Consider the following 26,310-nt stretch of genomic DNA (forward strand, 5'->3'; position numbering starts at 1 on the left):
AATATGACAAAAACGATTGATCCAAATAAGGTTTCCCAACAGGAACTACATGCCTATCTTTTATCGGCCGTAGCGCCACGTCCCATTTGTTTTGCCAGTACGGTGGATAAAGATGGCAATGTCAATTTAAGCCCCTATAGTTATTTCAATATTTTCAGTATCAATCCGCCCATCATGATTTTTTCACCCAATCGAAGCGGACGTGACGGATCCATGAAGCATTCCCATCAGAATGTACTGGAAGTGCCGGAGGTGGTGATCAATATTGTCAACTACCCCATGGTGGAGCAAATGTCCTTGGCCAGTACTTCGTACGACAAGGGCGTCAATGAATTTGTGAAGGCGGGATTTACGGAGGTCCCCAGCGAAAAGGTGAAACCGCCCAGGGTAGGGGAGGCGCCGGTGGCCATTGAATGTTCGGTCACGGAAGTCATTGAACTGGCCGATACCCCGGGAGCCGGAAACCTGATTTTGGCAAAAGTGGAATTGGTGCATGTTAACGAGGCCTATCTGGACAAGGACGCCCAATTGGATACCCAAAAATTGGATCTTGTGGGCCGCATGGGCGGTAATTGGTATACACGTTCCAGTGGGACATCGCTTTTTGAGATTCCAAAACCTATCAGAAACCAAGGAATCGGCGTGGATCAACTACCCGAAAAAGTACGGAACAGTACCGTTTTAACGGGAAATAATTTAGGCCGATTGGGGAACCTGGAGGCCCTTCCCACACAGGAATCCATCGATAGGATTGCGGCTTTACCCAAAATCAAGGAACTGTTGGAAAGCTCCATGGATACCGTAAAAATCCATAAGTTGGCCCAGCAATGGCTGGACGAGAATCGGACAGAGGAGGCCCTGGCGCTTTTGTGTATTCAGTAGGGATATAGTTCATAATCCGTAGGTAGCGGGATAATCCATTGATATAAAAGACCCCAAAGGTTTCAAAAACCTTTGGGGTCTAGTTTTTAAAAGATTGTATGGTATTCCTTTAAGGGCTTACATAATCAACGTTTTGTCAAGTAGGGTGATTCATAATGAATAAAAAACAAACTTTCAAAGCAGTCAAACAAAAGTCCTTTTGAGGAAGCTCGATGATGGAGGAGTGTTAATTTTATCAATAACCAAAAGTATACGTTATGCCAATCATTGGAAGTGTTATTAAAGGTATTATAGATGTTACCGGTACAATTTCTGGAGAATCCGATCCTGTTGCGGAACAAAAGGAAGTTCTTAAATCCCTATTGGAGTCTGCAGCCGAAACGCAATTTGGAACCGCCTATAAATTTCCTGAAATCCTTTCCTCCGAGGACATTCAGCGCACTTTTGCGGAAACCGTTCCCTATTTTGACTACAATTCCATTAGTGCCAATTGGTGGGAAAAGCTCCATAAAGGCGCGGAAAACGTCACTTGGCCCGGCAATCCGGATTACTTCGCACTAAGCTCCGGAACCACGGGAAAGACCAGTAAGCGGATTCCCGTAACGGAAGAAATGATCAAAGCAATTCGTTGGGCCGGTATCAAGCAGGTATTGGCCCTGAGTAATTTTGATTTTCCATCTGATTTTTTTGAAAAGGGTATTTTGATGCTGGGTAGCTCTACAGACCTTATTGAACAAAAGGACCATTTGGAAGGTGAAATAAGTGGCATAAGTGCCAGTAATATCCCTTCATGGTTCCGGGGCTATTACAAACCTGGTGAGGAAATCGCCAAGATAGACGATTGGGACGAACGCGTGGAAAAAATAGTAGCCGAGGCTCCCAATTGGGATATTGGAGGACTTAGCGGTATCCCTTCCTGGATAGAGTTGATGTTGAAAGAGGTCATAAAGGCACATAACCTCAAAAACATCCATGAGATTTGGCCCAATCTGGAGGTCTACACTTCCGGGGGTGTCGCTTTTGGTCCTTATGAGAAAAGTTTCAATGCCTTAATGGGTCGCCCAATAACGGTTATTGATACGTATTTAGCGTCTGAAGGGTTTATCGCTTTCCAGGCGAGACCGGAAACGGATGCCATGAAGTTGGTGACGGACAACGGTATCTATTTCGAGTTTGTTCCCTTTGACCCAGATTTGATACAAGAAGATGGGTCACTAAGCCAAGAAGCGAAATCGGTGACGCTTGCTGAGGTGGAAAAAGGTCAAAATTATGTGTTGATCATTAGTACCGTTAGCGGTGCTTGGCGTTATCTTATTGGGGATACCATAGAATTTACCGATGTGGAACGGGCCGAAATCAAGATTACGGGCCGGACCAAGTTTTTTCTAAATACCGTTGGTTCCCAACTATCGGTTAATAAATTGGACGACGCCCTGCAGGAACTGGAAAATACATTTGATGTGGAGGTACCGGAATATACGCTTTGTGCAAAAAAGTACGACGACGGATTTTATCATACGTGGTATTTGGGAACCGATGCCCAACTGGACCCTAAGAAAGCGGCAGCTACGCTGGACGAGTCCTTAAAAAATGCGAACAAGAACTATAAGGTGGCACGCTCAAAGGCCTTGCAAGGGGTCAAGGTATTTGTCGTGAAACTCGATGTTTTTTACGAATGGAACGACCGGAACAAGAAAAAGGGCGGACAGGTTAAAATGGAGCGTGTCATGGACGAGGACAAATTCCAAGAATGGGAGGACTTTGTCCAAAAAGAACTATAGTTTTCGATTTAATCAACAACGGCATCCCGCTCCTCAACCAATAGCATGATTTCTTCCGGACTTAAGTACAGGCGTTTGATCCTATTAACATACCTTTCAGTGAGTCCGGCCTTTTTCAGAATAAACTCCTTGGTCGCCAATATATAATCCTCCATACCATGGATTACGGCAAAGGAATCCGCCCTACGCTCCGCCTTCCGAATGTATCTTTTGGATGATATGTATCTGATACCAAAACCAATGAGATTGAGTCCACTGCGATTTCTAAAATCCATGATGTGGCCCAATTCATGGCCCAGCCAACCAATCATGATTTTAGAGGGAATGTCCTTGGTGAGATAGACACTATCGGCAATTTTGATTTTTTCGCTTATTAAAATTTTGTACTTCCTTTTCTTTTTTTGCCTAAAAACACTCCAAAAAGCGGGCTGCGCCTGCATGGTAGATTTTTCAATATGTTTTTTGAACTTGAACTCGATGGGTGTATTCGCTAGTTCTGGATAGTGGGACAAGGCTATCAGGGCTTCCTCTTTAATTTCCTCGGGTATGATGTGTGGCTGGGTGGCTTGCATAAATAGGATCGGTACTAGTGCGGTTATAAAGTTCAAAATTTTGGTATTAAAGTAATGGGCTAAAGAATTTAGCGAGACCCTCCATAAACTTGATGAAAATGGAACGCTTTTTAAAGGAAACCAATTCCAATTGGATGTCCTTTTTGCAATGGCCAAAGAATATTTCCTCGATTTTTTTGGCTATATCCTTATCATAAATTAGGACATTGGTTTCAAAGTTATGCTCAAAACTTCGGTAATCAAAATTGCCCGATCCCACCGATGCTATTTCGCCATCTATAATGATGACCTTGCTGTGGGAGAAATCAGGTCTCAGATAAATGTTCGCCCCAACATTAAGCAGTGCCTCGAAACCGGAGAACATACTGTACTTTGCCAACAACGAATCAGAAACCTTGGGGGTCAGGAGGTTTACTTCCACACCACTGAGCGAGGCTATTTGTAGGGCCTCCAAAACGGGCATCCCAGGAATGAAATAGGGGTTGGCTATGCATATGCTTTTTTTCGCGCTATTGATCATTGCCAGATATTGCTGCATGATGGCAGGATATTTGGAATCCGGACCACTGGATACCACTTGGGCGATACTTTCCCCTTTACCGTCAAATTTTGGAAAGTATTTGTCCTGTAACAAAAGGTCCTCATCACTGGCAAAGTGATAATCTTTGATGAAAACCCGTTGCAGGCTATTCACTACGGGTCCCTGTAATTTAAGATGTAGGTCCTGCCACACCCCCAGTTCCGATATGGATTTGATGTATTTGTCCGATACGTTAAAGCCACCTGTAAAACCTACCTTTCCATCAATGACTACTATTTTTCTATGGTTACGATAGTTTAAGGTAAACAGCAGATTGCCAAATCTTATGGGCATAGAGGAGAAAACCTTGATCCCTATATCCTTAAATCGCTTAACTACCTTCCCGCGTATGGAATGGCTTCCCAAAGCATCGTAAAGTATGCGAATTTCCACCCCTTCGGTTATTTTTTTGGAGAATAATTCATAAAACCTATCCAAAAGGTCTCCTTTTTCCAAAATATAGTATTGGATATGTATAAACTTTTCCGCTTTTTCTATAGCATCAAAAATGGCCCCAAATGCCGATTCCCCATCATTCAGGAGTTCTATAGTGTTGTTTTCATATGGGGCAAAATAACTGTTCTTTCTTATTAAGGAGGCAATCTTATCATGTTTGTAATTCGAAAAATCATGAACACTCTGTTCCCCGCCTTTAAGCTCCTTATATGTTTCCGAATACAGCTTGCGCTTTTCAGTCTGCTTAAGCTTGAACAGTTTAAATTTCCTGCGGTTTATACCAAAAAGGTAGTATAAAATGGGGCCTAAAAAGGGGAGTATGATGACGGCAAGGGACCAACTGATCATCTTCGTGGAACGCTGGCCATAGAATATAATGTTGACAATACTCCAAATGGTTACGGTAAAGTAGCCTATCCAAAGAAAGGTGTTCATTTTGTATCTTTAAAGGAATCAACAATATAATGTATTTTTTAAGTGTTTTTTGGCCCTGATAGCATTACCGACACTTTTTATTTGAAATGGGTCAAGCAAGGGCGGGATAGGATATTAAATTTAAAAATTAAAGAAAATGGGCACCATCGCAATGGATAAAAGACAAATTACTTTATACTATAGTTCTGAAAATACTATTGGTAAACAAATACACGCCTATGTTCAGTCTTCGAAAAAAAAGAATCTAGCCGTAGATATTTCAAAAACGAAGGTCACAGGTACCCAATGGGTAGAATTGGCCGATGGTCTGAACAAGGATATCAAGGATTTGATCGCTATGGACCATCCAGATTTTTTAAATGTCTATGGGGAACAGGGACAGGACCTGGACGAAAACGATTGTATAAAAATCCTTCAAAAGGAACCACATCTTCTAAAACATCCAATAGCCGTGAACGATGATCAGTATTTAGAATTGGAAAATGCGGCGAGTTTTAAAAAATTCATTGCTCCGGATAGTGCCGGATTAAAGGAATCCTGATTATTTTAATTTATTAGGGTGAACGGTTACTCCTTCGCCTAAATCTTCAACCCAGTAGCGAATGAACTTCAAAAAAATCAGTGTTTGGCTATTGGGGTTTTTAATGCTTTCGATCGGACTCTATTTTTTCGCTGAATGGCAAATGAAGAAGGCGATTGCAGAATTCTTGGAACGGAAAGTGCCTTCCCATGTCCAATATTCCTATGATCAATTGGATATAAGCCTCATAAAGGGAAATCTGGATTTTGAAAATCCGGTCGTGAACAATTTGGGTAGGCAAACCTCCTCTTGTGAGATTTCAGCGAATATGGAAAAAATAGCCATCAAGGGGTTCAGTTATTGGCGCTTGTTCCTTAAGGGTGAGATCCATGCGACCGAAATCCTTTTGTCCAAACCCAATCTTACATTTAAGACCTGCCCTGCAGATACTACGACCGCGTCCAAAAGGAATACACCCATTCATTTATTAAAGCCGATATCCGTAAACACTATCACTTTGAAGGATGGCCAGATGGAAATTTGGGATTCCAACGGGGAAAAGCAATTGTTGAACGTGGGCACCCTGGATTTTGAAATAAAGGAAGTCGCTACGGATACAGAAAAAATCAAGGACTATATCCCTATGGAGTTTGGGGAATACCAATTTTCATTCAATCAGATAAGTGGACCTTCCGGGGAATATGAGGAATTTGAGGTGGGGTCTTATCAAATGGATAACGAGTCTATCGAAATTATGGAGCTTGAATTCAAAACGAAATATTCACGCAGGGAACTCAGCGAAAAGATCAGTTACGAAAGGGACCATGTTTCATTAAAGGTTCCCGAAATAAGAATAGAAAATCACGACCTAACCTTCATTGATGAAGTACTGGAATTGCAAATGGATACCGTGGTGGCTTATGAGCCCTTTCTTAATGTTTATAGGGACAAAAGTCTTATGGAAAACCCAAAAATAAGGCCATTATATTCCCAACTTATCCGGCAGTTGCCCATAAAACTTCAAATAAAGGGTATTGAACTGGCCAACGGGTTTCTCAGCTATGAAGAAGATGCCCCAAACAATGTACGACCGGGTGTCCTTACCTTTGAAAACCTTGGGGCGCATATTAGTAATTTTTCAAATACGGAAAATGAAGGGGAAACCGTGGATATTAGAATCAACGCCAACTTTATGGGAAATGGGGAACTGGACCTCGACTGGAAATTTGATGTCTTTGACCCTAAGGAGACTTTCATCATTTCTGGCGGATTGAGCAATATGGAAACTTCCACTTTAAACGATTTTTTGGTGCCAAATGCCAGATTACGGGCCCAGGGAACCATAGATCAGATGTTTTTTACCTTAAGTGGCGGGGATTTTATGGCACAGGGCGATATCAAAATGAACTACGAGGATTTTAAACTGGAACTTTTGAACAAAGAGCGAAGCCACGTAAAAAAGATTATGTCATTTATAGGTAATCTGTTTATCAATGACGGTTCCAAGGTTGATGACGATGGTTATCGACATGGAACAATGGAAGTGGAAAGAAATCGGAACAAGTCTTTTTTCAACTATCTATGGGTCGGGTTGGAAGATGGATTAATTGATGTGGTTACCGGAAGTGGGAAAAGGAAGTGAAAGGGCATAAAAAAAAGAGGGCATGGCCCTCTTTTAAGTTTGTGAATTTATTTTAATGGTCATCGGCCACATCTTCTACGGCATCTTCCACTTCTTCGGCTCCGTCTTCAATATCTTCGCCTAATTCCTCTACGCCATCTTCAATTTTCTCACCAGCCGATTTTTCTTCTCGACAACTTAATGCAATTCCAACCGTCATTAGACAGAACAGGAACATTAATAATGACTTTCTCATCGTTTTTAATTTTGGGTTATTAATCTGTTAAAGGTTGTTTTTAGGTAATTTAAACCACTTTTTTTCCTCTAATAAGTGAAATAAGAAAAAGTACTATGAAAATAAAGAAAAGTACTTTCGCTATACCCGCGGCTCCTGCCGCAATACCGCCAAATCCTAAAATTCCTGCTATGATGGCTAGTACTATAAATATAATTGTCCATTTTAACATAATATGTGTATTTATTGGTTAATGTACTAAAAGGTCACTCCCTTTTTCCATACCCAAAGATGATACTAATTGTCTGATAGTCTTTGTTGTATAAACGTTATCCTTGACTCATTCAAATAATATTTTATTTTGGTGTTTTGAGAGATTTATTTTGGAGCTGGTCACCCTTTAACCTTATTCATTACAGTTGAATTGATAAGCGAATCATGATTAAAATTTGTTTTATCTTGTACGCATATCACATAATACTAATGGCCGAAAAAAAAGAACTTAAGGAACTTAGCCTAGTAGACGTTGTCAAGGATATTGCAGGTCGTTTAAAAGTTGATTACGAAACCGAAAACAATGAGATTTGTATTGATATCCCAAAGGAATCCGGTACAGGTACCATCATGGCCATGTCATTTTCCCATGGGGTGGCATTGATGGATTTAGATGTGCGATTAAAGGAGGAGGTTCGTTTTGAGCTCAACCCATCTTTGGTGCAACCATTGGAAATTATCTATAACAAAGAGTCCAGTTTTGTCCATAGGTTTAACGGCAAGGAAGATGCCCATGAGATACGGCATTTGGAGAGCGCAATGATATCCAGCAATGGAAAACATAGTAATATGGTAATTCTACCGGCGGTAGAACCTATTTGTTTTTTTAACATTGAAATCAACCGTAAAAGGTTCGAGGAAAAAATAGGGGATTTTCTGCCGGATATGGATTCTGACCTTGAAGCCCTTTTTAGGGATGTGAACGGGGTCAACCTTTTTTTTTATAAGGCCAATTATAGTTTGGACATCGCCAAGTGCATTGAGGAAATAAAGCAGTGCGAATTATCCGGTTTTCCTAGGAGTGTTTTTATCGAAGGGAAGTGTTATGAAATTGTGGCCCATCACTTAAGACAGTATGTGGATGATTCTTCAGATCCAGATAATAGAAAAATACTAAGACAGGCTACCGTTAAAAAGTTGGAGGAGGCCGCGGAAATCATTTCCAGTGAATTAGATCAGGTAGACAATATCATCGCGCTGGCCAAAAGGGTCGGCCTTAACCAAAATACCTTACAGAGTGGTTTTCAACATCTTTACGGAATGTCAGTAAACAATTACATCAGAAACGAGCGTATGGAAATGGCGAAGGGATTGATGGAAAGGACCGATCTCAACGTAACTGAGATTACCTATAAAATTGGCATCAACTCAAGAAGTTATTTTTCAAAGCTATTTAAGGAGCGCTATGCCATGACACCCACCCAGTATCTAAAAAAATTAAAGCCTCAAAAAGAGCGTTCTAAAACCACTTAATCTATTGAGTCACAGTTGAGCAAATAGTGACTCCATTTATTTTTTTAACAAAATTTTTACCCCCAAAGCATCGCAATTGTGTTAATCAACGTTTCATAATTGTTAACCGAAACTATATAATTCCAATTTCTTTGCATTAGTTGTTTTTAAGTTTAAATAGCTATGAAAGAGATTCTTATAAATAGTGTGAGGGATGAAGATATGCTTCTTGGCTTCAAAGAGAACCTTAAAGGGTCTTTGCAAGAACAATGGGGAGAACGTGTAGTTACCTTTGATAATGAGCTAGGAAAGGGCATTATTAGGAGTATGGAGTTTGATTGGGGCGTATCATTGTTTGATTTGGACCTTACTTTTTTTGATGACATTAAGCTTACCGTAAAATCAAAGGGAGTTTCACCCTTGGAGTTCATTTTTATTTCAAAAGGTGGACTTACATATAAGGAGGGCCATTTGGGCGAAAAATTGGAGTTGGAACAATTCCAAAACATCATTATTTCACCGGAACGATTTCAGGAAAAAAACTTCATTTTTCCATCTAATAAAGAACTAAAGGTGAATATGATTAGAATCTTCAAGAAGGAATATTTGAAAAAAAAGAATAATAATGTCAGTCACTTAAATGAACTGTTATTGTCCGTATTCAAAGATGAAAAAAACATTATTCCTTATTCCCATGGAGGTAGTTATAGCCTAAAAATAGCCAATGAGGTAAAGCAGTTGGACAATGTTCATGAGAGCGGCATAATGCGGACCTTGTCCATTGAAGGGAGGATTTACCTAATTCTTTCATTACAACTATTGGAACATCACAATTTTGAAACCAAGGAATGTGCAATGGAATCACTGTCCAAGGAGGACATCAAAAAAATAAACACGCTTTCAGAGTATATTATAGATAATATATCGGGAACCATTTCTATCGAGGTACTTTCAAGAAAATCTGGATTGACTCCCAAAAAATTACAATTGGGCTTCAAGTTACTCTATTCCAAAACCGTAAACGAGTATATTAGGCAACTAAAATTGGAAGTCTCCAAAGATTATTTAAAGAATAGTGATCTTACGGTTTCTGAAATCGTTTACTTGGTAGGTATCAAAAGCAGAAGCTATTTTTCCAAAATTTTTCAAGAATCCTATGGAATCCTACCAACGGATTATCGGAAATACCTAAAAACGGGAAAGATTAATTAATTCAATACCCTAAGAAAATAGAAGGGTTGTACTCCAAATTATCATAGTTATAATATGTTTCTGATATGGATATGGCGTTATAGTCTTGCTGTATTGGCTTTTTTAATAATTGCCGAGTTCTCATAGGAGTTGTTTTTACATCAAGCCATTCGTCCTTTTCATCCATTGAAATGCTAATGGGCATGCTATCCACACCGTTCTGTATTTTTTTCATAAAGTCGTTGGATTTTCCAACCAAAAGCGCGCAGGTAATAAACCCATCTTCCAACACAGTGTAGATACCTGCGAGAAAAAAGGGATCGCCATTCTTGAGCCCTACCTTAAAATGATAGGCTGTGCCATTTTCAATGAACGTTGTAAAAAATCCTGTAACAGGTATCAAACACCTTCTAGCCTCCAATGCATCTGAATACCATAATCCAGAATCCATGGAAGTTTCATGAAAATTTAAGGTGTTGAAATTATTCTGAAATATACTCCAGTCTGCTGTGTGGCTTTCAGGTAAAAGTCCCCAGATGGCCAATGAAAGTTCACTTTTTTCTTCCATGGTAATGATTGGAATGGAAACCTCTTTTAATCCATGTATGATACCTTGTTGTTTGTAAAGGTTTGGATATTTAAAAGAGGCCTTAGTCATTCTTTCCAATGTCTCCCGCTCCGCTGTATTCGATAGTTTAAAATACATATGCCTCCTCAATTTTACAGATGCAAGTAAGCTATTTTTTAATCTTGGTTTTGATTGAATCACCAAAAAAGCTAACCCATTAAAAGTAAGGAGCTTATTTGGATGAAAAAGGCGGTGTTTTACTGTATTTCGTTAAAGATTTATGGTATTTCGGCAATGGTCCAAATAAATTAGGTTTAATTTTAAAATAGGGTAAAATCCTACACAATCTTAAAAATAGTACCAATATGAAAACACGCAGAAGAAATGCTTTGCACGAGCTAAACCTCTTGAATGAGAGGTTTAAAGGTGAAGTTACAAATGACAAGGGAGTTCCAGTGTTGGTTGTAGATTCATCCATTGGCTCAGGACAAATTAATATAGTAAATCTGGAAAATGGCCTTATGGCCATGGAATTCGACCTTTCCTTAAATAAGGATTTTGAACTCCCGATGGATAAACCGGACAACGATACCGTATTTATGTTTTACTGTCTTAAAGGCAATTGCTTTCACAAATTCAGTGGTCATGAAATCGTGACCAAATTGGAGGAGTTACAGACCGGGGTGGTTTTCGATGATAATGAACACAACACAAAATTAATCTTTAAAAGGGACGAGCATGTAATATTCAATTGTCTAAGGGTCGACATGAAAGAATACCAAAAAGGCGCAGAAGAAGCGGAACTTGATACCGTGGTTTCCCTACTGAACTCCTATGATAAGGAAATTATGGGTCGGCTACATGTAGGCAAGATCAATTTGGAAATTGGCGAGCTTATTAAGCAATTGGAGGATGCAAAATATGCGGATTCCATCTCTTCACTTACTTATTTTAACGGCGTGTGTCACATGATTATGGCCAAGCAGATAGAGCAGTTTGAAGAAGACCTTGAAAAAGGCTTAAAGCCGGCTACCACACTTTTGAAGAAGGAGTTGCAGATGATCAGCGAGCTTACGGATTACATCAACAATTATCCCGAAGCCGAACACAGTATCAACAGTATTTCGGAAAAATCTGGACTTTCCCCTTCCAAATTGCAGTTAGGCTTCAAGTTCATGCACGATGCCACCTTGGGGGAGTATATCCGGCTGGTTAGGCTTGACAAAGCGGAGGAATTGATTAGGACAACCGACCTGAACATTTCGCAGGTAGTCTATTCTATAGGGTTTACAAGTAGAAGTTATTTCTGTAAAATCTTCAAGAAAAGATATAATTGTAGTCCCAAGAGCTATAAAAAAAGAGCGAACAAAACCGCATTGGAAAAAGAAAAGAAGGCTGCTTAGCCTTCTTTTTTTTCAAAGCAAATCCTTAAGATTATCTATGCCAGGTCTTCCAAGGTTTTTATATTGGATAGACCATTTTCTATGGCCATTTTTTGGCTTCGTAGTACGGTGGATGTACTGCTAGGCAATGAGGTTTCCTTTAATACGTCTTCGTATTCCTCAAGGGCTGCCTTTTCTCCCCTAATAGCTTCCTCCAACATGGATTCCGCATCATCTGAAGTGAACATGGCTTTTATATCCATCCATGCCCTATGTGCCTTGCCTGTCAAACTATCGCCCTTCTCAACTTTTTGGCCAAAGCTAGCGATTTCGTCCTTTAGGGCATGTCCAAAATCATAGCGTTGCTTTGCCTTGTTCTTAAAGTAGTTCTTTAGGGCAACGTTGTCCGTATTGTCTGCAGCTTTTTTAAAGCCTTTTTCGGCATCATAGGTCTTTTCCAAGATGTCGTTCAATTTATCTCCAACTTTTTCGGTGTACGTACTCATTTCATTTTTTGTTTAAGTGATAGGCCTTTTTTGCTGGGATGTAGGCCATTTAACACCCTTTTTTGCCACAGCCAAAGAATTTTTCTATCCTCAATCTTGGCTTTTGGGCTTATTTAATTTTATAAGCATGCCCCTTAAGTCTAACTACCTCTAACCTATTTCGAATAATAAAACTTGTTTCTAAGTCGAAAGGACTCCAATCGTTTTCTTTTTTCTCTCTTTACTTCTGGATTGGTCTCTGTGGAAATGTCATTAATAAGGCTATCCACATTCATGTTGATAAAAGATTCGTTGTTACCCGTTTTTTGAAGATTTAATTCTGATTTGTTGGGTTGATCAATAAAGCTTTCCTTAACATAAATAATAAGAAATCCAACTGCCGTTAGGATGGATATTGCACCAATTATTTCTACAATTGCTGTCATCTTTATATTTTTTGTAAATATAAATGGTATCCCATGGGCCTTTTGGCTGAATAAATTTGAGTTTTGGCTCAAATCGATGCGGCTAATTTAACTAGCGAATGGGCTAAAAAAGGGCGCGCTAAAAATGGGCTTACAACTTAAAAATTCAGAATTTCATACCCATAGTTAATATTCCAAATTGGTTAGAATTTGTGGGTTTTCTAAAACCTTCTTCCCATTGCCTTGTTCTCCAAAAAAATAAGAGGCAATGGGAAGCACAAGTTCAAAAGCCTATATACTAAATTATGATTAAAAAAGGAGCTGAAGTACAATGGAAATGGGGCAATGGCTTTGCCAAAGGCACGGTCAAGGAGACCTTTGACTATGAGGTCACCAAGAAAATAAAAGGAACTAAGGTGACGAGGAAAGGAAAACAGGGCAACAAAGCCCTGTACATTCAACAAGAGGATGGTGACCATGTTCTCAAAAGCGAAAGTGAGGTAGAACACCACCTGTAAGATCAACTTTTAAACTCATACCTCTGAATCATTCTCCGAAACGATTTTTAATTTTTGTGGAAAGTCCAATGTCCTGATAGGAAATGGTATATTGACTCCGTTTTCATCAAAGGCTTTTTTGACCGCGATCATGGCAGTGGTCTTGGCTTTCGCCACCTCTAGTGCGGAGGTTGATTTTATCCAAAAACGCGTTTCAAAATTAATGGAACTGTCCCCAAATTCCTCGTATAGAAATATGATATCGTCCTTGTTCTCTATGGAATCGAATTTTTCCAAAATGGTTTTCTTAACCAAATCTCGAACAAAGGTCAGATCTGATTCATAGCCCACACCACACTCCAAAATTACCCTGGACTGTGCCGTGGTAGAATAGTTTTTTATTGGGTTCTCCACTACTAGTTTGTTTGGGAGAAAAACCAGGTTGTTGTCCGGTTGCCTCAAGGTTACCGATCGTAGGTCCAAATCAATCACCTCCCCCTCAAAGCCATTGCTTTCTATCCAGTCCCCAAATTTTATATGTTTGATATAGGATAAAACAATTCCGGAATAAGTGTTGGCCAAAGCTCCCTGAAGCGCCAGGCCTACCGCAAGCCCTACCACGCCCGCACCGGCCAGAACGGTATTTAGGGCCTTACTCAAATTAAGGATACCCAATACCAAGAATAGGCCTAGGAGAACAATGGTAATTGATGCTATTTTTGATAATAGACTCCTCATGGATGCCTGCAATTTTGTTTTTTCCAACAGTCTGGAGACCCCTTTACTGATGTATCTGGAAATTATTACCGTGATAATAAAAACCACAATGGCAATCATGATATTGGGTAAATTAAGTATCAAGGCGTCGAACCAACTGGCCAGTTTTTCCATCATTTTAGACCAAGCTTCAGAAAATTTTTCTTTCATATTCAGTGTTTTTAAGATTGTTTAAGGGTTTATATTCTTTTATAAGTTTTAAGATTTGCTTTTCGGTATTAGTAAGATCCGTAGCAATGTTTTGGCTTTTGGATTCTCTGATGTTGAGATTGAGGCAACCTTGCTCATATTTCTTGACCACTAGCGGATGTACATAATATTTTCGGCAAACGTTCCTAGTATTACCCAGCTCCTTGGCTGCCTGGTCAAAGGCGGTCAAGATGTTCCTTTTGATTTCCTTGGAGTTTGTAGTTTTTGGCAAGTCTATCAATGTCTCATAGAAAATTACGGTTCCGGCCCATGTCCTAAAATCCTTTGCTGTAAAAAGATGGCCGCTTATCTCATGAATATAGTCGTTCACCATACCACTGTCAACACTGGTTTTGGTACCATCCTTCTCAAAAAATTGAAACAATTCCCAGCCAGGTATTTCCTCGCACTTGCTTACCAGTTTCTGCAGTCTCTTGTTGTTAAGGGTTATTTTATGTTTTTTTCCCTTTTTGCCTGTGAATTCGAACCGAAGTTTTTCCTTATAGAATTTTATGTGTTTTCTTCTAAGTGTGGATAGTCCGTAGGTTTTGTTTCTCTTGGCATACTGCTCGCTCCCAATCCTAATATGGGTTTCTTCCATGAGTTTTAAAATCAATGCCATAACCTTGTTTTTTGGCCATCCATTTAATGAAAGATCTTTCTCCATTCGTTCCCTAATTTTAGGTAGTGTCTCGCCAAAATGCCGCATTTTGTAAAATTTGGTTCTGTTCCTAAGCTTCACCCAGGTAGGATGGTATTTATATTGCAACCTGCTTTTAAGATCGTAACCTATTGCCTGTAAATGAGCATTGGAAATAGATGAGATTTTTACATCCTCCCACGCTGGAGGTATTACCAATGCTGAGATTCTTTTCAGCTCTGATTTTTTCTCTAGGGGTTTTTTATGAAGTAAATAGGAGAACTTTTTCCCTTTTTTGACTCTTAAGATAGACAGGTTTTTCCTCGATACATATGTTAGGTCCAAATGAGATGCGGCCTCACTTGGCCGATTCATTAGCCTATCGATGAAATCAATATCATAGGTTGGGTTTGTTGCCATGTAATGTTTTTTAAGACCTAGTGGTGAGAGCGAAAAAAAAATGACCCAAGTATGTTTTACCATACGAGAATCATTTTTCAACCAATCAACCAAAATTCTACTTCTCGTAAATAACTTTGCTGTCCTTCATTTCTTTTTCAATTTCAGACATGTTGTTGACATATTCGTATTTGCTGTTGAACATGTTCTCCGGTCTTTGACCGACGATGTAATATTTTACATCCAGTTCTGGGGCCTTCAACACTACCTGGTCGGAAACGCGCATTGTTTTATCCGCTATGGATGTATCCGTACTTGTCAGTTCTGAAACAACAAAAAGCTTGTTTCCAGAGGCATAAATTTTTCGTATATCTAAGTTGTGTTCGGTATCAGTTACTTCCGCCTCTACCATAATAGTTCTTTCGGAAACTTGAGTACTGTCACCTTCGGGCATATCAAAATCTATAAAAGGCACCTCTACTTCCTCTTCTTCCATCACGACTACCACTTTGGGCACATTGACCGTTCTGGTAGTAGTACCTACATCAATATCGGCCCAATTAACTTCATACTCCGGTAATTCGCCGGCGTCGGCCATTACATCTACGTCCACTTCTGGCATTTCACCTTTTTCTTCCTTTTTTATATTGCAACTCGTAATAAGAGCTCCCACTCCAAAAATCAATATCAACTTTTTCATTTCTCTAAATTATTTTGTTCTACTTCGATTCATAACAAAAGTAAGGAGGCATTGCCGTTTCCCTTTGCTGTATCCCTAGGATTCTTGCCGTGAATACATAGGGTTTTGGACGGAATACCACGATTGCTGTACGTAGCAAAAATTTTGTTTTTTGAGTCACTAAACCCTCAAAGAAAGGGTTATTTTGTACCATTCAGGAAATAACAAAAAGAAACCCAAAGCTGCCTTTTGGTAGCCAAATCCCATCAAAAATATATGAAAGCGACCCCTACATTAATTTGTATTCCCGATATCAGCGGTTTTACGGAATTTATGAGCGGAACCGATTTTGACCTAAGTTCAAAAGTAATTCCGACGCTTTTGAACAAAATAATATACTCCAATAAAATTGGCTTAAAAGTTTCGGAAATCGAAGGCGATGCCGTCCTGTTCTTTAAAACCGGAAAATTACCACCCGTACGAAAACTGATAGAGCAGTGCGAACATTTTTATATCGAGTTTTATGATCAGTTGCAAAAGCTAAGGGACCAATACAAAGATGAGAAGGACGCCCCCAGGATTCCAGAGGTTTTGGGCCTAAAGATTATCCTTCATTATGGAAAGGAGGTGGCTTCCACCAAGGTTGGCAATCGAATAAAATTGTTCGGGGAGGACTTAATTGTTGCCCATAGGCTCTTGAAGAATAAAATTAGGATGGACGAATATATTTTGATAAGCGAGGGCCTTTCTAACTATTACAAAGATCATGACCTTGACAAGGAATTTGAATGGGGAACATTAAAGCAAAATTTTACAGAGTACGATCATGTAGGGAAAATCAATTACCACTATATTAATTTAAAGCCCTTGGTAAAACAATAGTGTCCGAATTGTTAAATGATTGTCAAAATTTGAATTGCGTCAAGCGTCGATGTTATTGAGGCAAGGAAAACTATAACGCTTTATTATATTGTAATTAACGTTAAACTAATAATCAAAAAAAAGAAACATGAGCTATTTGGCAATAGATACAAAAGAGGTAAAACCTGTTGTGGAGGAGTTGAACGTACTCTTGGCGGATTACAATATTTACTATCAAAACTTAAGAGGCTTTCATTGGAACGTTCTTGGAAAAAATTTCTTCGACCTTCACGAGAAATTTGAGGAGCTTTACACGGATGCGAGAATAAAAATTGATGAAATTGCTGAACGAATTCTGACCCTAAGGCACCATCCGGAAAGTCGGTTTACGGAATATTTTAAATTGTCAAAAGTAAAGGAAACTTCTTCCTTGATAAGCGACCAAAAAATGGTGGAGCACATTTTGACCAATCACGAATCTATACTGAAACAGATGAATAAGGTGATTAAAAAAGCTGATGAAGCAGGGGATGAAGGAACTATTGATATGATGGGAGGATATATTGCCAGTTTGGAAAAGGTTAGTTGGATGTTGGATGCATGGACAAAGGATACAAGAGACCAATTGTAAATAGTAGTTTGTTAATTCTTAAAGCTCCATTTTAGGGGCTTTTTTTTGTTAAAGAGTCTTTATCTGATCAAAAGGTTTTAACTTTCCGCAACTGGAAATCCTGTGGCTTAATGAATACTAGTGCTTTACTACATTTCAGGAAATCCTTACTATATTGATGTACACTCATTAGTTGCGTATGATAACAATCAAAACCACGGGCAATTCCACTCGCGAGAATGTTCGTCAAATTCAGGAACAAATTGGAGGTGTAATTTCCGAGCGATGGGGCGAGTTTACACTATTGATAAATAACGAAAATGCTACTGGTAATATTCGCTTTATATCGTTTGAATGGGGAGTTACTATGTTGGAGTACAATATTACTTTCCATGAAGATGTGATTTTTGAAAGTAATTATGCCGATTTTAGCCCTATTCGATTCTATTATTGTTTGAAAGGTCAATGTGGCCACCGGTTTGGCAACCAATTGGAAAGCGAGTTAAGACAGCTGGAACAGTTTCAATCTGTAATCATAGCGAATATGGACAATACGACAAGCTTGGGATATTTTGAAAAGGGGGTGGAACTTTCCATCAATGTGATTTTAATAACCCGAAGAAAATTTCTTAAAAAACGATTGAACGGGGTACAGGAACTAAATAAACGACTGTACGATGTATTCATGGACACCGACCATGAAAGGAAGTTCGCTTTTTTTGGATCTTACAATTTAAAACTGGCAAATAAAATTTCTGCATTAAGAAAGGTCCGAAGTAAAAATGGAATGATTAGAATTATGCAAATTGAAGGATTGGTGTATGAGATTCTGGCTATGCATATAGCCCAACATGAAAAGGAAAGCAAAAATTCCCTTCCTTCAACCTCGTTGTTACGTAGAGAATTAAAAATAATAAGGGATTTAGCCAATTCGATTGCCAAAAACGTTTCCAAAGACTATACTTTGGAACGACTAGCTAGGGAAAGTGGTCTGTCCCAATCCAAACTACAAGAAGGTTTTAAATTATTATATACCCGTACTGTGACGGAATACATAAGGCATGTACGTTTGGAAGCAGCCAGGGATTTTCTTGGTAACTCTGATATGAACATCTCCCAAGTAGTTTATTCCATTGGCTTTAGTAGCCGTAGCTATTTTTCTAAAATTTTTAAGAATAAATATGGCATCAGTCCAAGTGAATTCCAGGCACATGTGAAAAAACCTTTAAACTTGGAGGTGATTTAAGCTAATTTTTCACTTTAGAATTTTCTTAATGAGATAAAGAATACCATATTTTTTGATCAAGGAAATAGCAGTAGACAACCAATTGTAAGGATTTAAATCTTCCTTGACTTCCTGCTTAAGCCCCTTAAGCTCCTCTATTGCAATTTGTCTTTCAAGATTCAGTCGCTGCAAATCAAATTCTATTTCGTCAAAATTGTTGTACATATATGGTCGTCTAATTAACTAAAGAATTTTTTGGAAAGTTTTTTAACAATGGCATTGTCTATTTTTCTTCTTAGTTTATATAGAATGGCTACAATAAGAAAGATTATGCCTGCTACTAGTAAACAAGAATAGGCCATACTTCCCAATACCTCACCCAAATATAGCATACTGCTAACGGCAAGGAATAAAACACCTAAAAAGGCCAAACTACCAAGAATGGCCATTTTACAGAACATTCCGGTAGTTGTTGCCAATTGATGAAAGACTTTGAGTTTGTAATACTCCTGAGTCTTTTTGTAATACTGTTCACTTAGGTCAACAGCCTTGTTTGAAGTGTTGTTAAGCGATTCAAAAATTCCCATTTACGAGCTTTTTTGAAGTTTTTTGTTTTTGGCTTTTAATTCGGCCAACTTCGTTTCCAGGGTAGTGATTATATCCTCGGTCTTATAACTTACATCAGAAACTAAAGACTCTACTCTGTGGTCCAAAGATTGTTTTTCAGAAGCAATACTGTTTGCTACCCTATCCTTTAAGCTTATCGCGTTTTCAGTTAGGTGATCTTTGGTTTCATTTGCCTTGTCTGCAATTCGTTTCCTTGTTATTTCTCCCTTATCCGGTGCATATAGAATTCCCAATGCTGCGCCAATGGCGGAGCCGGCAATAATCGCTAAAAGTGTATTTCCAGTGTTATTACTCATAATGATTGATTTTAAAATTCAATGTGATGTCGTTCATCACTTTCCTTACAAATTTTAGAATTATCTGGAATATAGCTTTGCTCTAACCATTTAAATATTAACGGCAATGATGAACACGTAAAAGGGTCAACAATTTGGGGAAAAGGACCAACGACATCCTCTTGTTGCATTTATATTTGAGAGTTATATATCAATTCCATATACTATGTCAATCATTTGGTCAAAAAATCCATATACGGGAGAGAAAATCCGGTCTTACGAAAAGGATACATCCCATTCCATTAAGCAGAAATTAGAGTTGATCCAATCCGTACAAGAGGAATGGTTTAACAAAACTATTAAGGAACGTTGCGAGCTGTTGGAAAATGTCTCCGAGCTACTTTTGGAACGAAAGGAAGAATATGCCATGTTGATGACCTCTGAAATGGGCAAGCCCATTTCTCAAAGTATTGCCGAAATAGAAAAGTGTGCGTGGGCCTGCGATTTCTATGCCTACAATGCCGAAGATCTTTTGGCCGATGAAATTATTGAGACCGATGCCGAGGAAAGTTTTATAAGTTATGACCCCTTGGGCTGTATTCTAGCCGTAATGCCCTGGAACTATCCATTTTGGCAGGTCATTCGGTTTGCCGCACCCACACTGACCGCCGGCAATACCGGTATTTTAAAACATGCCCAAAACGTACCCGGATGCGCCAGAGCACTTGAAAAACTTTTCTTGGATGCGGGATATCCAAAAGGTTGTTTTCAAAGTATCCTTGCCGGCCACGAGGAAATTGAGAAATTGATCGCAAACGAAACCATTAAAGCCGTGACCCTCACGGGAAGCGAAAAGGCCGGTAGGGGCATCGCACAAACTGCTGGCAAGAACCTGAAAAAAACCGTACTGGAACTTGGAGGCAACAATGCGTGCATCGTTTTTGAGGATGCGGATTTAGAAAAGCACCTGGACACCATGGTAAAGGCAAGGATGCAAAATACGGGGCAAAGTTGTATCGCGGCCAAGCGCTTCATAGTATGTGATGAGCTATACGATACTTTTGTCCAAAAATTTACGGAGGCTACCAAACAGCTCGTTTCCGGGGACCCGAAGGAAAAGGAAACGTATATAGGTGTATTGGCAAGGGAAGACTTGGCAAAAAGCTTAAAGGAACAAGTGGATAAATCAATTGAGAAAGGTGCACAGCTTACAATGGGAAACAAGATGGAAGGAGCCTATTTTCAACCAACTATACTTACCGAGGTCGTTCCAGGAATGCCAGCTTTTGACGAGGAGACTTTTGGTCCGGTAGCGGCCATCATCAGGGCCAAGGATAGAGCAGATGCCATTGCCTTGGCAAACAATTCCAAATTTGGATTGGGCGCCATGTTGTTCACGGAGGACATTGAGGGATCATTGGACTTGATACCAAGAATATCGGATGGGGCCTTTTTTATCAACGACATGGTAAAATCGGACCCAAGGTTGCCCTTTGGGGGTACCAAGGCATCGGGGTATGGCAGGGAGCTATCCCGCGAGGGCATTTTGGCTTTTGTGAACAAGAAAACAGTTTACATTAAAAGCTAAACATATCAAATGCGCCACATCCAATCTTGATAAGGATCAACATTTTGGAACGGCGAATTATATCTGACATAATTATTAACAATAAAAATCTGAACGCATGAAACAAGGAGAAGAAAAAACAGAGTTCGTAAAGGAACCTGAAAAGGAAAAACGAGGATATATTTTCCAAAAGGATAAAAAGACAAAGTTGGGTACGGCCATAGTCATCGGGTTTTTGGTGCTCATGATTTTGGGCGTGGTCCTAAGCGGAATCGCCTTTGAATAGGATACGGGACCTATCGATAACATAAACACATTTATGACAAGACCTCACACATTAAAAGCCAGATTCTTCCATTTTTTATGTACCCTTTTGGTCGCCTTCGGAATATTTTTTTTGAATTCCTGTGCTACGTACAAAGAGCATCGGGAAATTCCCTTGGTCGAATCTAATTCTACGGAGGAACCCAGCTATACCTTTTTTCTGGCCGGTGGGTATGGCAATCCTTCCAGTGTATCCAATCAAAAATTGTTGGAACGTTTTCGGTCGGAAATAAACCAAAGCGGGGAGAACAGCACCGTCATTTTCACGGGCGACAATGTTTCTACGGAATCCGATGCCTGGACCAAGGACAGCACCTTGATAACGGAACAGATAGCTTTGGTGAAAGATTTTAAGGGAAAGACCATATTTCTTCCCGGCAACAATGAATGGAAGAGCTACGAACTGGACAAAATGGAACGGGTAGAGGATTACCTTAAGGAAATAGATAAAGAAGGTATCGACGTATTTCCGGAAAATGGTTGCCCCATTGAGTACAAAGTCATCAATGACGATTTGGACCTGATTTTAGTCGATTCCAAGTGGTTCATTGCCAATTGGTCCAGATTGGAGGATATCAACAAAAAGTGCCCCAATATCGTCACCCGAAGAAGGTTTATGGAAGAACTGGAGGGCTATATCAATGACGGTCAGGGAAAGAACATCGTAATAGCCATGCATCATCCGGTGATGAGCAACGGAACCTATGCGGGAACGGAATCCTTCAAATCCCATATAACCCCATTGCCCATTTTGGGAACATTGCGGAATGCGGTGATGGACCTTGGGGCTTTCGACCCCGGCCATTTGAATTCTAGGCGGTACAATTATTTGAGGATCGCTATCAGTTCCCTGGCCCAGGCCAATGATAGGATTACCTTGGTTTCCGGGCACGAGGAAAACCTACAGTTATTGTCCGGCGGGGGAATACATCAGGTCATCAGCGGTTCTTTGGGCTCCAAAAGCCCCACCAAAATCGAGGAAAAACACATTACGGCCATTGGCGGTTCCCTAAAATATCATGGGGAATATGCCTATGGCGATAGGGGCTTTGCCCGATTGGATTTTTTCAAGGATGGTAGCTCAAAGGTGACCTTTATTTCGGAAGCCGATCTGGAGGAAGAAAAAACCTTCGAAATCTTAAAACCCAAAGAAGCGGACCACGAATTTGCAACCTTTGATGAGAATCTAGGAGATACGTTCACGACGACCATATTGGATAACCCCAATGATTATGAAAAGGGAGGTTTCTACAAATTTTTATGGGGAGAACGTTACCGTTCCTATTTTGGAAAGCCCGTGGAGGCCCCTGTCGTAAGGCTGGACACCCTTTACGGTGGTCTACATGTGGTGAAAGAAGGAGGTGGGCACCAGTCGTTTTCCTTGCGGTTGGCGGACGACGATGGTAAACAATATGCCATGCGTTCCTTACGAAAAAGCGCCCTCAAATTCCTAAAGTTCATGTTGCCCGGTATTTCCTATAATTCCGATGATTACAGGGATACCTGGACAGAGGAGGTCATATCGGATTTTTTCACCACGGCGCATCCGTTTATGCAAATGGTGGTGAATCCATTGGCGGAATCCGTCGGTATCAACCACTCGGACACCCATTTATTTTATGTACCCAAGCAGCCCCAACTGGAGCAGTATAATGAAAATTTTGGGGACGAGCTCTATTTCATACAAAGGCGTCCGTCGGATGAACAATTAAATTATAAGGGATACAGGAGAACGATCGACAAAGTTACTGGCAAGGTGAAGGATTTTGAAAGTACTACCGATATGCTCGAGAGAATAAAGCGCGACGAATCCTATGCCATAGACCAAAAGAATTTTATCCGCGCCCGTATTTTTGATATGTTGATAGGCGATTGGGACAGGCACCAGGACCAATGGCGATGGGTAGAGTACGAAACCCCCGATGGTGAGCGCGAGTTTATGCCGGTACCTAGGGACCGGGACAATGTATTTCCCCGGTTCGATGGTTTTGCCGTCAAGTTTGTGAAACTCTTTGTGCCAACCACCAAAAGATGGCAGACGTTCGACGGCGAGATAGAGAACCCCAAATGGCAGAATATGGGTGGTAATAAGTTGGACAGGGCATTGTTGAACAAATATGGGGTGGATGCTTGGGTGGACGAGGCGACGTACATTAAAGAAAACATGACGTCCCAGGTAATTGACGAGGCTTTTATGAGACTGCCGGTGGAAGTTAGGGACGAAACTTCAGAATTTATTAAAAAAAGCTTACAAGAACGTCTGGAGACCCTACCGGAAAAAACGCGGGAATATGCGGAATACTTGAATACGGTGGTGGCGGTAACAGGAACGGAAAAGGACGACCTGTTCGAAGTGGAAAAACTACCAAACGGTGGGTTGTCCGTCACCCTAAAAAGGTTGTTGACAGATGAGAAGAACGAAATATTCTTTCAACGTACTTTCAAAGAGGAGGAGACTAAGGAGGTTTGGCTTTATGGACTGGGTGACGATGATATTTTTAGGGTTTGGGGGGATGCAGACCCAAAAATCAAAATAAAGATTATAGGTGGCTATGGGGAGGACGTATATGCCATAAAAAACAAGAAACGGATAAAGATCTTTGATTGGGAACATGAAAAAATCGTATTTGAAGAGGAAGAACCCAAAACCCAACTGAGCGATATTTATACGACCAATAATTACCATTGGCGATACTTTAAACCCAATACGAACGTCATTGTACCCAATACGGGTTTCAGAACAGATGACGGGGTGTTTCTTGGAGCATCCAATACGTATACCGTTAACGGATTAAATGGCAACGATTTCAAGCAAAAACATACGTTAAGTGCCAAATACTATTTTAATTTCCAAGCAACAGAGTTAAAATATTCCGGAGCTATTGGTAATATATTTCCCAAATGGAATTTTATTATGGACGGATTTTATACCAGTGATAGATACGCCAGGAATTTTTTTGGTATAGGCAATGATACTTTTAACAATGAGGATAACTTGGGAAGGGATTATTACAGGGCACGATTAAAGCAATTGAACTTGGCTGCCGGAATATCCTATTACACCTTAAAAATAAGGGGGCTTTTTGAGTCTTATAAGGTCAATGAAAATGATCAAAGATTTTTTAACCGCAGCAATTTGACCCCGGAATTGTTCCAAAATCAGAATTATGGGGGAGCCGAGCTATCGGGTTATTATGACAACGAGGATGCGGATGATTTCCCTTCAAAATCTATTTATATAGGTCTTAGATTGGGATACAAAGCCAATCTTAACCTTCAGGAAAATAACTTTGCCTACGGGTCGCTTAAACTTGGTTTTAACCATAAAATAATTTCATCCGGGGGCTTGGTTCTAGGTAGTACCGCGGAATATAGTACAGTGTCCAAATCCAATGATATATTCTTTTACCACATTCCTTCCATTGGGGGTAATAATGGGCTAAGGGGTTTTAGAGACGAGCGCTTTACCGGAAGGTCTTCCTTTTATCACACTTCCGACCTTAAATGGAGCATCAAACGCTATGTTACAGCTGTTTCTCCCGTTACTATCGGTATGTATGCGGGCTTTGATTATGGAAGGGTATGGAGTTCCAACGAAAGCTCAAACACATGGCATACTTCACAGGGAGGAGGCTTATGGATAAGTAGTCTAAAAGCATTGACTTTTAACATCGGTTATTTTAATTCCAAAGAGGCAAATATGGTCCAAGTTGGATTCATTGCCCCCTTTTAATAAAATAGAAAAATTATATTCTCATGGATACCATTGTATCGAAAGCTGAAAGCTTCGTGACCCAAAAATTGGGCAAGGAAATTGATACCACCTATCTATATCATAATTTACGACATACCGAAAGGGTCGTAAAAAGTGCCAAGGAACTTATTGAAGGCGAAAAGATTGGGGACAAGGATCGGGAAAAGCTGATGGTTGCCGTATGGTTCCACGATCTTGGATATTTGAAATCGCACGATAACCACGAGGAACATAGCTGCCAGATGGCCCGTGAGTTTTTGGAGAAGCAGGATTGCCCGGAGGAATTCATTACGGATGTTTGTAGTTTGATATTGGCAACTAAAATGAACTACGAGCCCAAAAACCATTTGGAGAAAATCATGCGGGATGCGGATTCTTCCCACTTTGCCAAGAAGTCCTTTTTGCAGACTTCTGAATTGCTTAGGGAGGAATTAAAGCAATTAAATTTAAAGGATTATTCGATAGAGGATTGGCGTGAGGAAAACATTCATCTTTTAAGGGTTAAGCATAGATATTTTACGGACCATGCAAGGGAAAATTGGCAGAAAGGGAAGGATAAGAATATCAAGCGACTCGTTAAGGCCAAAAACAAGAGTAAAAAGCTGGTGAAAAAGGAAAGCCTAAAGGCCAAGTTCAAAGGACAGATTCCGGATCGGGGCGTGCAGACACTTTATAGGGTCACGTTAAGAAACCATATAAAGCTCAGCGATATTGCCGATACGAAGGCCAATATCTTACTTTCCGTGAATGCCATTATCATCTCGTTGGCCCTGGCAAACCTCATACCAAAATTGGACAATCCTTCAAACGACTATTTATTTTATCCCACTTTTATCTTTATTTTTTTCAGTATCATCTCCATGATCATGTCTATTTTGGCTACCAAGCCAAACGTGACCAGCGGCGAATTCACAGAGGAGGACGTGAAGACCAAAAAGGTAAACCTCCTCTTTTTTGGAAACTTTCATAAAATGGAGCTCGAAAAATACCAATGGGCCATAAGTGAAGTCATAAAGGACCAAGAATATATTTACAGCTCCCTGACCAAGGACCTGTACTATTTGGGAATCGTGCTTGAAAGAAAGTACAGATTGTTACGATGGACCTATACCGTCTTTATGATCGGCATGATATTATCTGTAATAGTGTTTGCGATCGCCTTAAAGTTCTATGGCCCTGAGAGGGTACTGGATTTGCCCGAAATGCAATAGGCTATACTTTACTTTGGAAATTGAAGTTTGGCTCCT

Annotated in this window: 28 protein-coding genes; 15 read left to right on the forward strand and 13 right to left on the reverse strand. The window is 39.9% G+C overall.

Annotated features, from left to right (window positions below; translation table 11 throughout):
* Nucleotides 1–3 precede the first annotated feature (3 nt).
* Nucleotides 4–882: a flavin reductase family protein gene (locus FEK29_RS04590; RefSeq protein WP_138257190.1), complete on the forward strand. Its 879-nt coding sequence runs from the start codon at nucleotides 4–6 to the stop codon at nucleotides 880–882.
* A 257-nt stretch (nucleotides 883–1,139) separates the two neighbouring features.
* Entirely contained in the window at nucleotides 1,140–2,663 is a 1,524-nt protein-coding gene (locus FEK29_RS04595; RefSeq protein ID WP_138257191.1) for a GH3 family domain-containing protein, read from the forward strand.
* An 8-nt stretch (nucleotides 2,664–2,671) separates the two neighbouring features.
* Here the strand turns inward: FEK29_RS04595 and FEK29_RS04600 are convergent, their stop codons facing one another.
* Together FEK29_RS04600 and cls are read right to left on the reverse strand one after the other, a co-directional pair.
* A complete protein-coding gene (locus FEK29_RS04600) occupies nucleotides 2,672–3,271 on the reverse strand; it encodes a hypothetical protein (RefSeq protein WP_317129163.1) in 600 nt (199 codons plus the stop codon).
* Between the two features lie 10 nt (nucleotides 3,272–3,281).
* A complete protein-coding gene (cls, locus tag FEK29_RS04605) occupies nucleotides 3,282–4,706 on the reverse strand; it encodes a cardiolipin synthase (protein ID WP_138257192.1) in 1,425 nt (474 codons plus the stop codon).
* A 136-nt stretch (nucleotides 4,707–4,842) separates the two neighbouring features.
* On the opposite strand from cls, the gene FEK29_RS04610 reads away from it, so the two are divergent.
* Together FEK29_RS04610 and FEK29_RS04615 are read left to right on the forward strand one after the other, a co-directional pair.
* Nucleotides 4,843–5,247, forward strand: a complete 405-nt coding sequence (locus FEK29_RS04610; RefSeq protein WP_138257193.1) for an arsenate reductase family protein — start codon at nucleotides 4,843–4,845, stop codon at nucleotides 5,245–5,247.
* 61 nt (nucleotides 5,248–5,308) lie between these two features.
* Nucleotides 5,309–6,868 (forward strand): DUF748 domain-containing protein, encoded by a 1,560-nt coding sequence (locus FEK29_RS04615; protein WP_138257194.1) that lies wholly within the window; start codon nucleotides 5,309–5,311, stop codon nucleotides 6,866–6,868.
* A gap of 52 nt (nucleotides 6,869–6,920) precedes the next feature.
* Here FEK29_RS04615 and FEK29_RS04620 read toward each other — a convergent pair whose 3' ends face one another.
* Together FEK29_RS04620 and FEK29_RS04625 are read right to left on the reverse strand one after the other, a co-directional pair.
* On the reverse strand, nucleotides 6,921–7,103 hold the full coding sequence (locus FEK29_RS04620; RefSeq protein ID WP_138257195.1) for a hypothetical protein: 183 nt from the start codon (nucleotides 7,101–7,103) through the stop codon (nucleotides 6,921–6,923).
* Between the two features lie 49 nt (nucleotides 7,104–7,152).
* Nucleotides 7,153–7,314 carry a DUF1328 domain-containing protein gene (locus FEK29_RS04625; protein WP_138257196.1) on the reverse strand — a complete coding sequence of 54 codons (162 nt, stop codon included), beginning with the start codon at nucleotides 7,312–7,314 and terminating at the stop codon, nucleotides 7,153–7,155.
* A 251-nt stretch (nucleotides 7,315–7,565) separates the two neighbouring features.
* On the opposite strand from FEK29_RS04625, the gene FEK29_RS04630 reads away from it, so the two are divergent.
* Together FEK29_RS04630 and FEK29_RS04635 are read left to right on the forward strand one after the other, a co-directional pair.
* Nucleotides 7,566–8,609, forward strand: coding sequence for a helix-turn-helix domain-containing protein (locus tag FEK29_RS04630; protein ID WP_138257197.1), 1,044 nt, complete (start codon nucleotides 7,566–7,568; stop codon nucleotides 8,607–8,609).
* Nucleotides 8,610–8,771: 162 nt separating this feature from the next.
* Nucleotides 8,772–9,800, forward strand: coding sequence for an AraC family transcriptional regulator (locus FEK29_RS04635; RefSeq protein ID WP_138257198.1), 1,029 nt, complete (start codon nucleotides 8,772–8,774; stop codon nucleotides 9,798–9,800).
* A 1-nt stretch (nucleotide 9,801) separates the two neighbouring features.
* Here FEK29_RS04635 and FEK29_RS04640 read toward each other — a convergent pair whose 3' ends face one another.
* A complete protein-coding gene (locus FEK29_RS04640) occupies nucleotides 9,802–10,485 on the reverse strand; it encodes an SOS response-associated peptidase family protein (protein ID WP_138257199.1) in 684 nt (227 codons plus the stop codon).
* Between the two features lie 227 nt (nucleotides 10,486–10,712).
* Between FEK29_RS04640 and FEK29_RS04645 the strand changes: the two genes are divergently transcribed.
* Nucleotides 10,713–11,750 carry a helix-turn-helix transcriptional regulator gene (locus tag FEK29_RS04645; RefSeq protein ID WP_138257200.1) on the forward strand — a complete coding sequence of 346 codons (1,038 nt, stop codon included), beginning with the start codon at nucleotides 10,713–10,715 and terminating at the stop codon, nucleotides 11,748–11,750.
* A gap of 35 nt (nucleotides 11,751–11,785) precedes the next feature.
* On the opposite strand, the gene FEK29_RS04650 is transcribed toward FEK29_RS04645, so the two are convergent.
* Complete coding sequence (locus tag FEK29_RS04650) at nucleotides 11,786–12,235, reverse strand: ferritin-like domain-containing protein (RefSeq protein ID WP_138257201.1); 450 nt, start codon at nucleotides 12,233–12,235, stop codon at nucleotides 11,786–11,788.
* 155 nt (nucleotides 12,236–12,390) lie between these two features.
* Nucleotides 12,391–12,660 (reverse strand): hypothetical protein, encoded by a 270-nt coding sequence (locus FEK29_RS04655; protein WP_138257202.1) that lies wholly within the window; start codon nucleotides 12,658–12,660, stop codon nucleotides 12,391–12,393.
* Between the two features lie 284 nt (nucleotides 12,661–12,944).
* Here FEK29_RS04655 and FEK29_RS04660 point away from each other — a divergent pair, with 284 nt between their 5' ends.
* Entirely contained in the window at nucleotides 12,945–13,157 is a 213-nt protein-coding gene (locus FEK29_RS04660; protein WP_138257203.1) for a hypervirulence associated TUDOR domain-containing protein, read from the forward strand.
* 15 nt (nucleotides 13,158–13,172) lie between these two features.
* Here FEK29_RS04660 and FEK29_RS04665 read toward each other — a convergent pair whose 3' ends face one another.
* From FEK29_RS04665 to FEK29_RS04675, 3 genes are all read right to left on the reverse strand, one after another.
* The gene (locus tag FEK29_RS04665) at nucleotides 13,173–14,063 is read right to left on the reverse strand and encodes a mechanosensitive ion channel family protein (protein WP_138257204.1); all 891 of its coding nucleotides are present in this window, start codon (nucleotides 14,061–14,063) and stop codon (nucleotides 13,173–13,175) included.
* The gene (locus FEK29_RS04670; RefSeq protein WP_138257205.1) at nucleotides 14,044–15,162 is read right to left on the reverse strand and encodes a DNA topoisomerase IB; all 1,119 of its coding nucleotides are present in this window, start codon (nucleotides 15,160–15,162) and stop codon (nucleotides 14,044–14,046) included. The genes FEK29_RS04665 and FEK29_RS04670 overlap by 20 nt, the downstream gene beginning before the upstream one ends.
* Before the next feature lie 97 nt (nucleotides 15,163–15,259).
* Nucleotides 15,260–15,841: a hypothetical protein gene (locus tag FEK29_RS04675; protein WP_138257206.1), complete on the reverse strand. Its 582-nt coding sequence runs from the start codon at nucleotides 15,839–15,841 to the stop codon at nucleotides 15,260–15,262.
* A gap of 255 nt (nucleotides 15,842–16,096) precedes the next feature.
* Between FEK29_RS04675 and FEK29_RS04680 the strand changes: the two genes are divergently transcribed.
* From FEK29_RS04680 to FEK29_RS04690, 3 genes are all read left to right on the forward strand, one after another.
* A complete protein-coding gene (locus FEK29_RS04680; protein ID WP_138257207.1) occupies nucleotides 16,097–16,702 on the forward strand; it encodes a DUF2652 domain-containing protein in 606 nt (201 codons plus the stop codon).
* A gap of 127 nt (nucleotides 16,703–16,829) precedes the next feature.
* The gene (locus FEK29_RS04685) at nucleotides 16,830–17,312 is read left to right on the forward strand and encodes a Dps family protein (RefSeq protein WP_138257208.1); all 483 of its coding nucleotides are present in this window, start codon (nucleotides 16,830–16,832) and stop codon (nucleotides 17,310–17,312) included.
* A 178-nt stretch (nucleotides 17,313–17,490) separates the two neighbouring features.
* Nucleotides 17,491–18,537 (forward strand): helix-turn-helix transcriptional regulator, encoded by a 1,047-nt coding sequence (locus FEK29_RS04690; protein ID WP_138257209.1) that lies wholly within the window; start codon nucleotides 17,491–17,493, stop codon nucleotides 18,535–18,537.
* Nucleotides 18,538–18,546: 9 nt separating this feature from the next.
* Here FEK29_RS04690 and FEK29_RS04695 read toward each other — a convergent pair whose 3' ends face one another.
* From FEK29_RS04695 to FEK29_RS04705, 3 genes are read right to left on the reverse strand one after another with little or no spacing between them, the layout of a single operon-like run.
* Nucleotides 18,547–18,741 (reverse strand): hypothetical protein, encoded by a 195-nt coding sequence (locus FEK29_RS04695; RefSeq protein WP_138257210.1) that lies wholly within the window; start codon nucleotides 18,739–18,741, stop codon nucleotides 18,547–18,549.
* Nucleotides 18,742–18,755: 14 nt separating this feature from the next.
* Nucleotides 18,756–19,103: a hypothetical protein gene (locus tag FEK29_RS04700; protein WP_138257211.1), complete on the reverse strand. Its 348-nt coding sequence runs from the start codon at nucleotides 19,101–19,103 to the stop codon at nucleotides 18,756–18,758.
* Entirely contained in the window at nucleotides 19,104–19,439 is a 336-nt protein-coding gene (locus FEK29_RS04705; RefSeq protein WP_138257212.1) for a YtxH domain-containing protein, read from the reverse strand. It lies immediately after the preceding gene.
* Nucleotides 19,440–19,644: 205 nt separating this feature from the next.
* Between FEK29_RS04705 and FEK29_RS04710 the strand changes: the two genes are divergently transcribed.
* The 4 genes from FEK29_RS04710 (at nucleotide 19,645) to FEK29_RS04720 (ending at nucleotide 26,274) form a co-directional block, all read left to right on the forward strand.
* Nucleotides 19,645–21,006, forward strand: a complete 1,362-nt coding sequence (locus tag FEK29_RS04710) for an NAD-dependent succinate-semialdehyde dehydrogenase (protein WP_138257213.1) — start codon at nucleotides 19,645–19,647, stop codon at nucleotides 21,004–21,006.
* 97 nt (nucleotides 21,007–21,103) lie between these two features.
* Nucleotides 21,104–21,271 carry a hypothetical protein gene (locus tag FEK29_RS17890; RefSeq protein ID WP_161595312.1) on the forward strand — a complete coding sequence of 56 codons (168 nt, stop codon included), beginning with the start codon at nucleotides 21,104–21,106 and terminating at the stop codon, nucleotides 21,269–21,271.
* Nucleotides 21,272–21,304: 33 nt separating this feature from the next.
* Nucleotides 21,305–25,042 carry a ShlB/FhaC/HecB family hemolysin secretion/activation protein gene (locus FEK29_RS04715; protein ID WP_138257214.1) on the forward strand — a complete coding sequence of 1,246 codons (3,738 nt, stop codon included), beginning with the start codon at nucleotides 21,305–21,307 and terminating at the stop codon, nucleotides 25,040–25,042.
* A 23-nt stretch (nucleotides 25,043–25,065) separates the two neighbouring features.
* On the forward strand, nucleotides 25,066–26,274 hold the full coding sequence (locus FEK29_RS04720) for a Pycsar system effector family protein (protein WP_138257215.1): 1,209 nt from the start codon (nucleotides 25,066–25,068) through the stop codon (nucleotides 26,272–26,274).
* Nucleotides 26,275–26,310 lie beyond the last annotated feature (36 nt).

It is taken from the genome of Maribacter aurantiacus, from assembly GCF_005780245.1.
Lineage (GTDB): Bacteria > Bacteroidota > Bacteroidia > Flavobacteriales > Flavobacteriaceae > Maribacter > Maribacter flavus.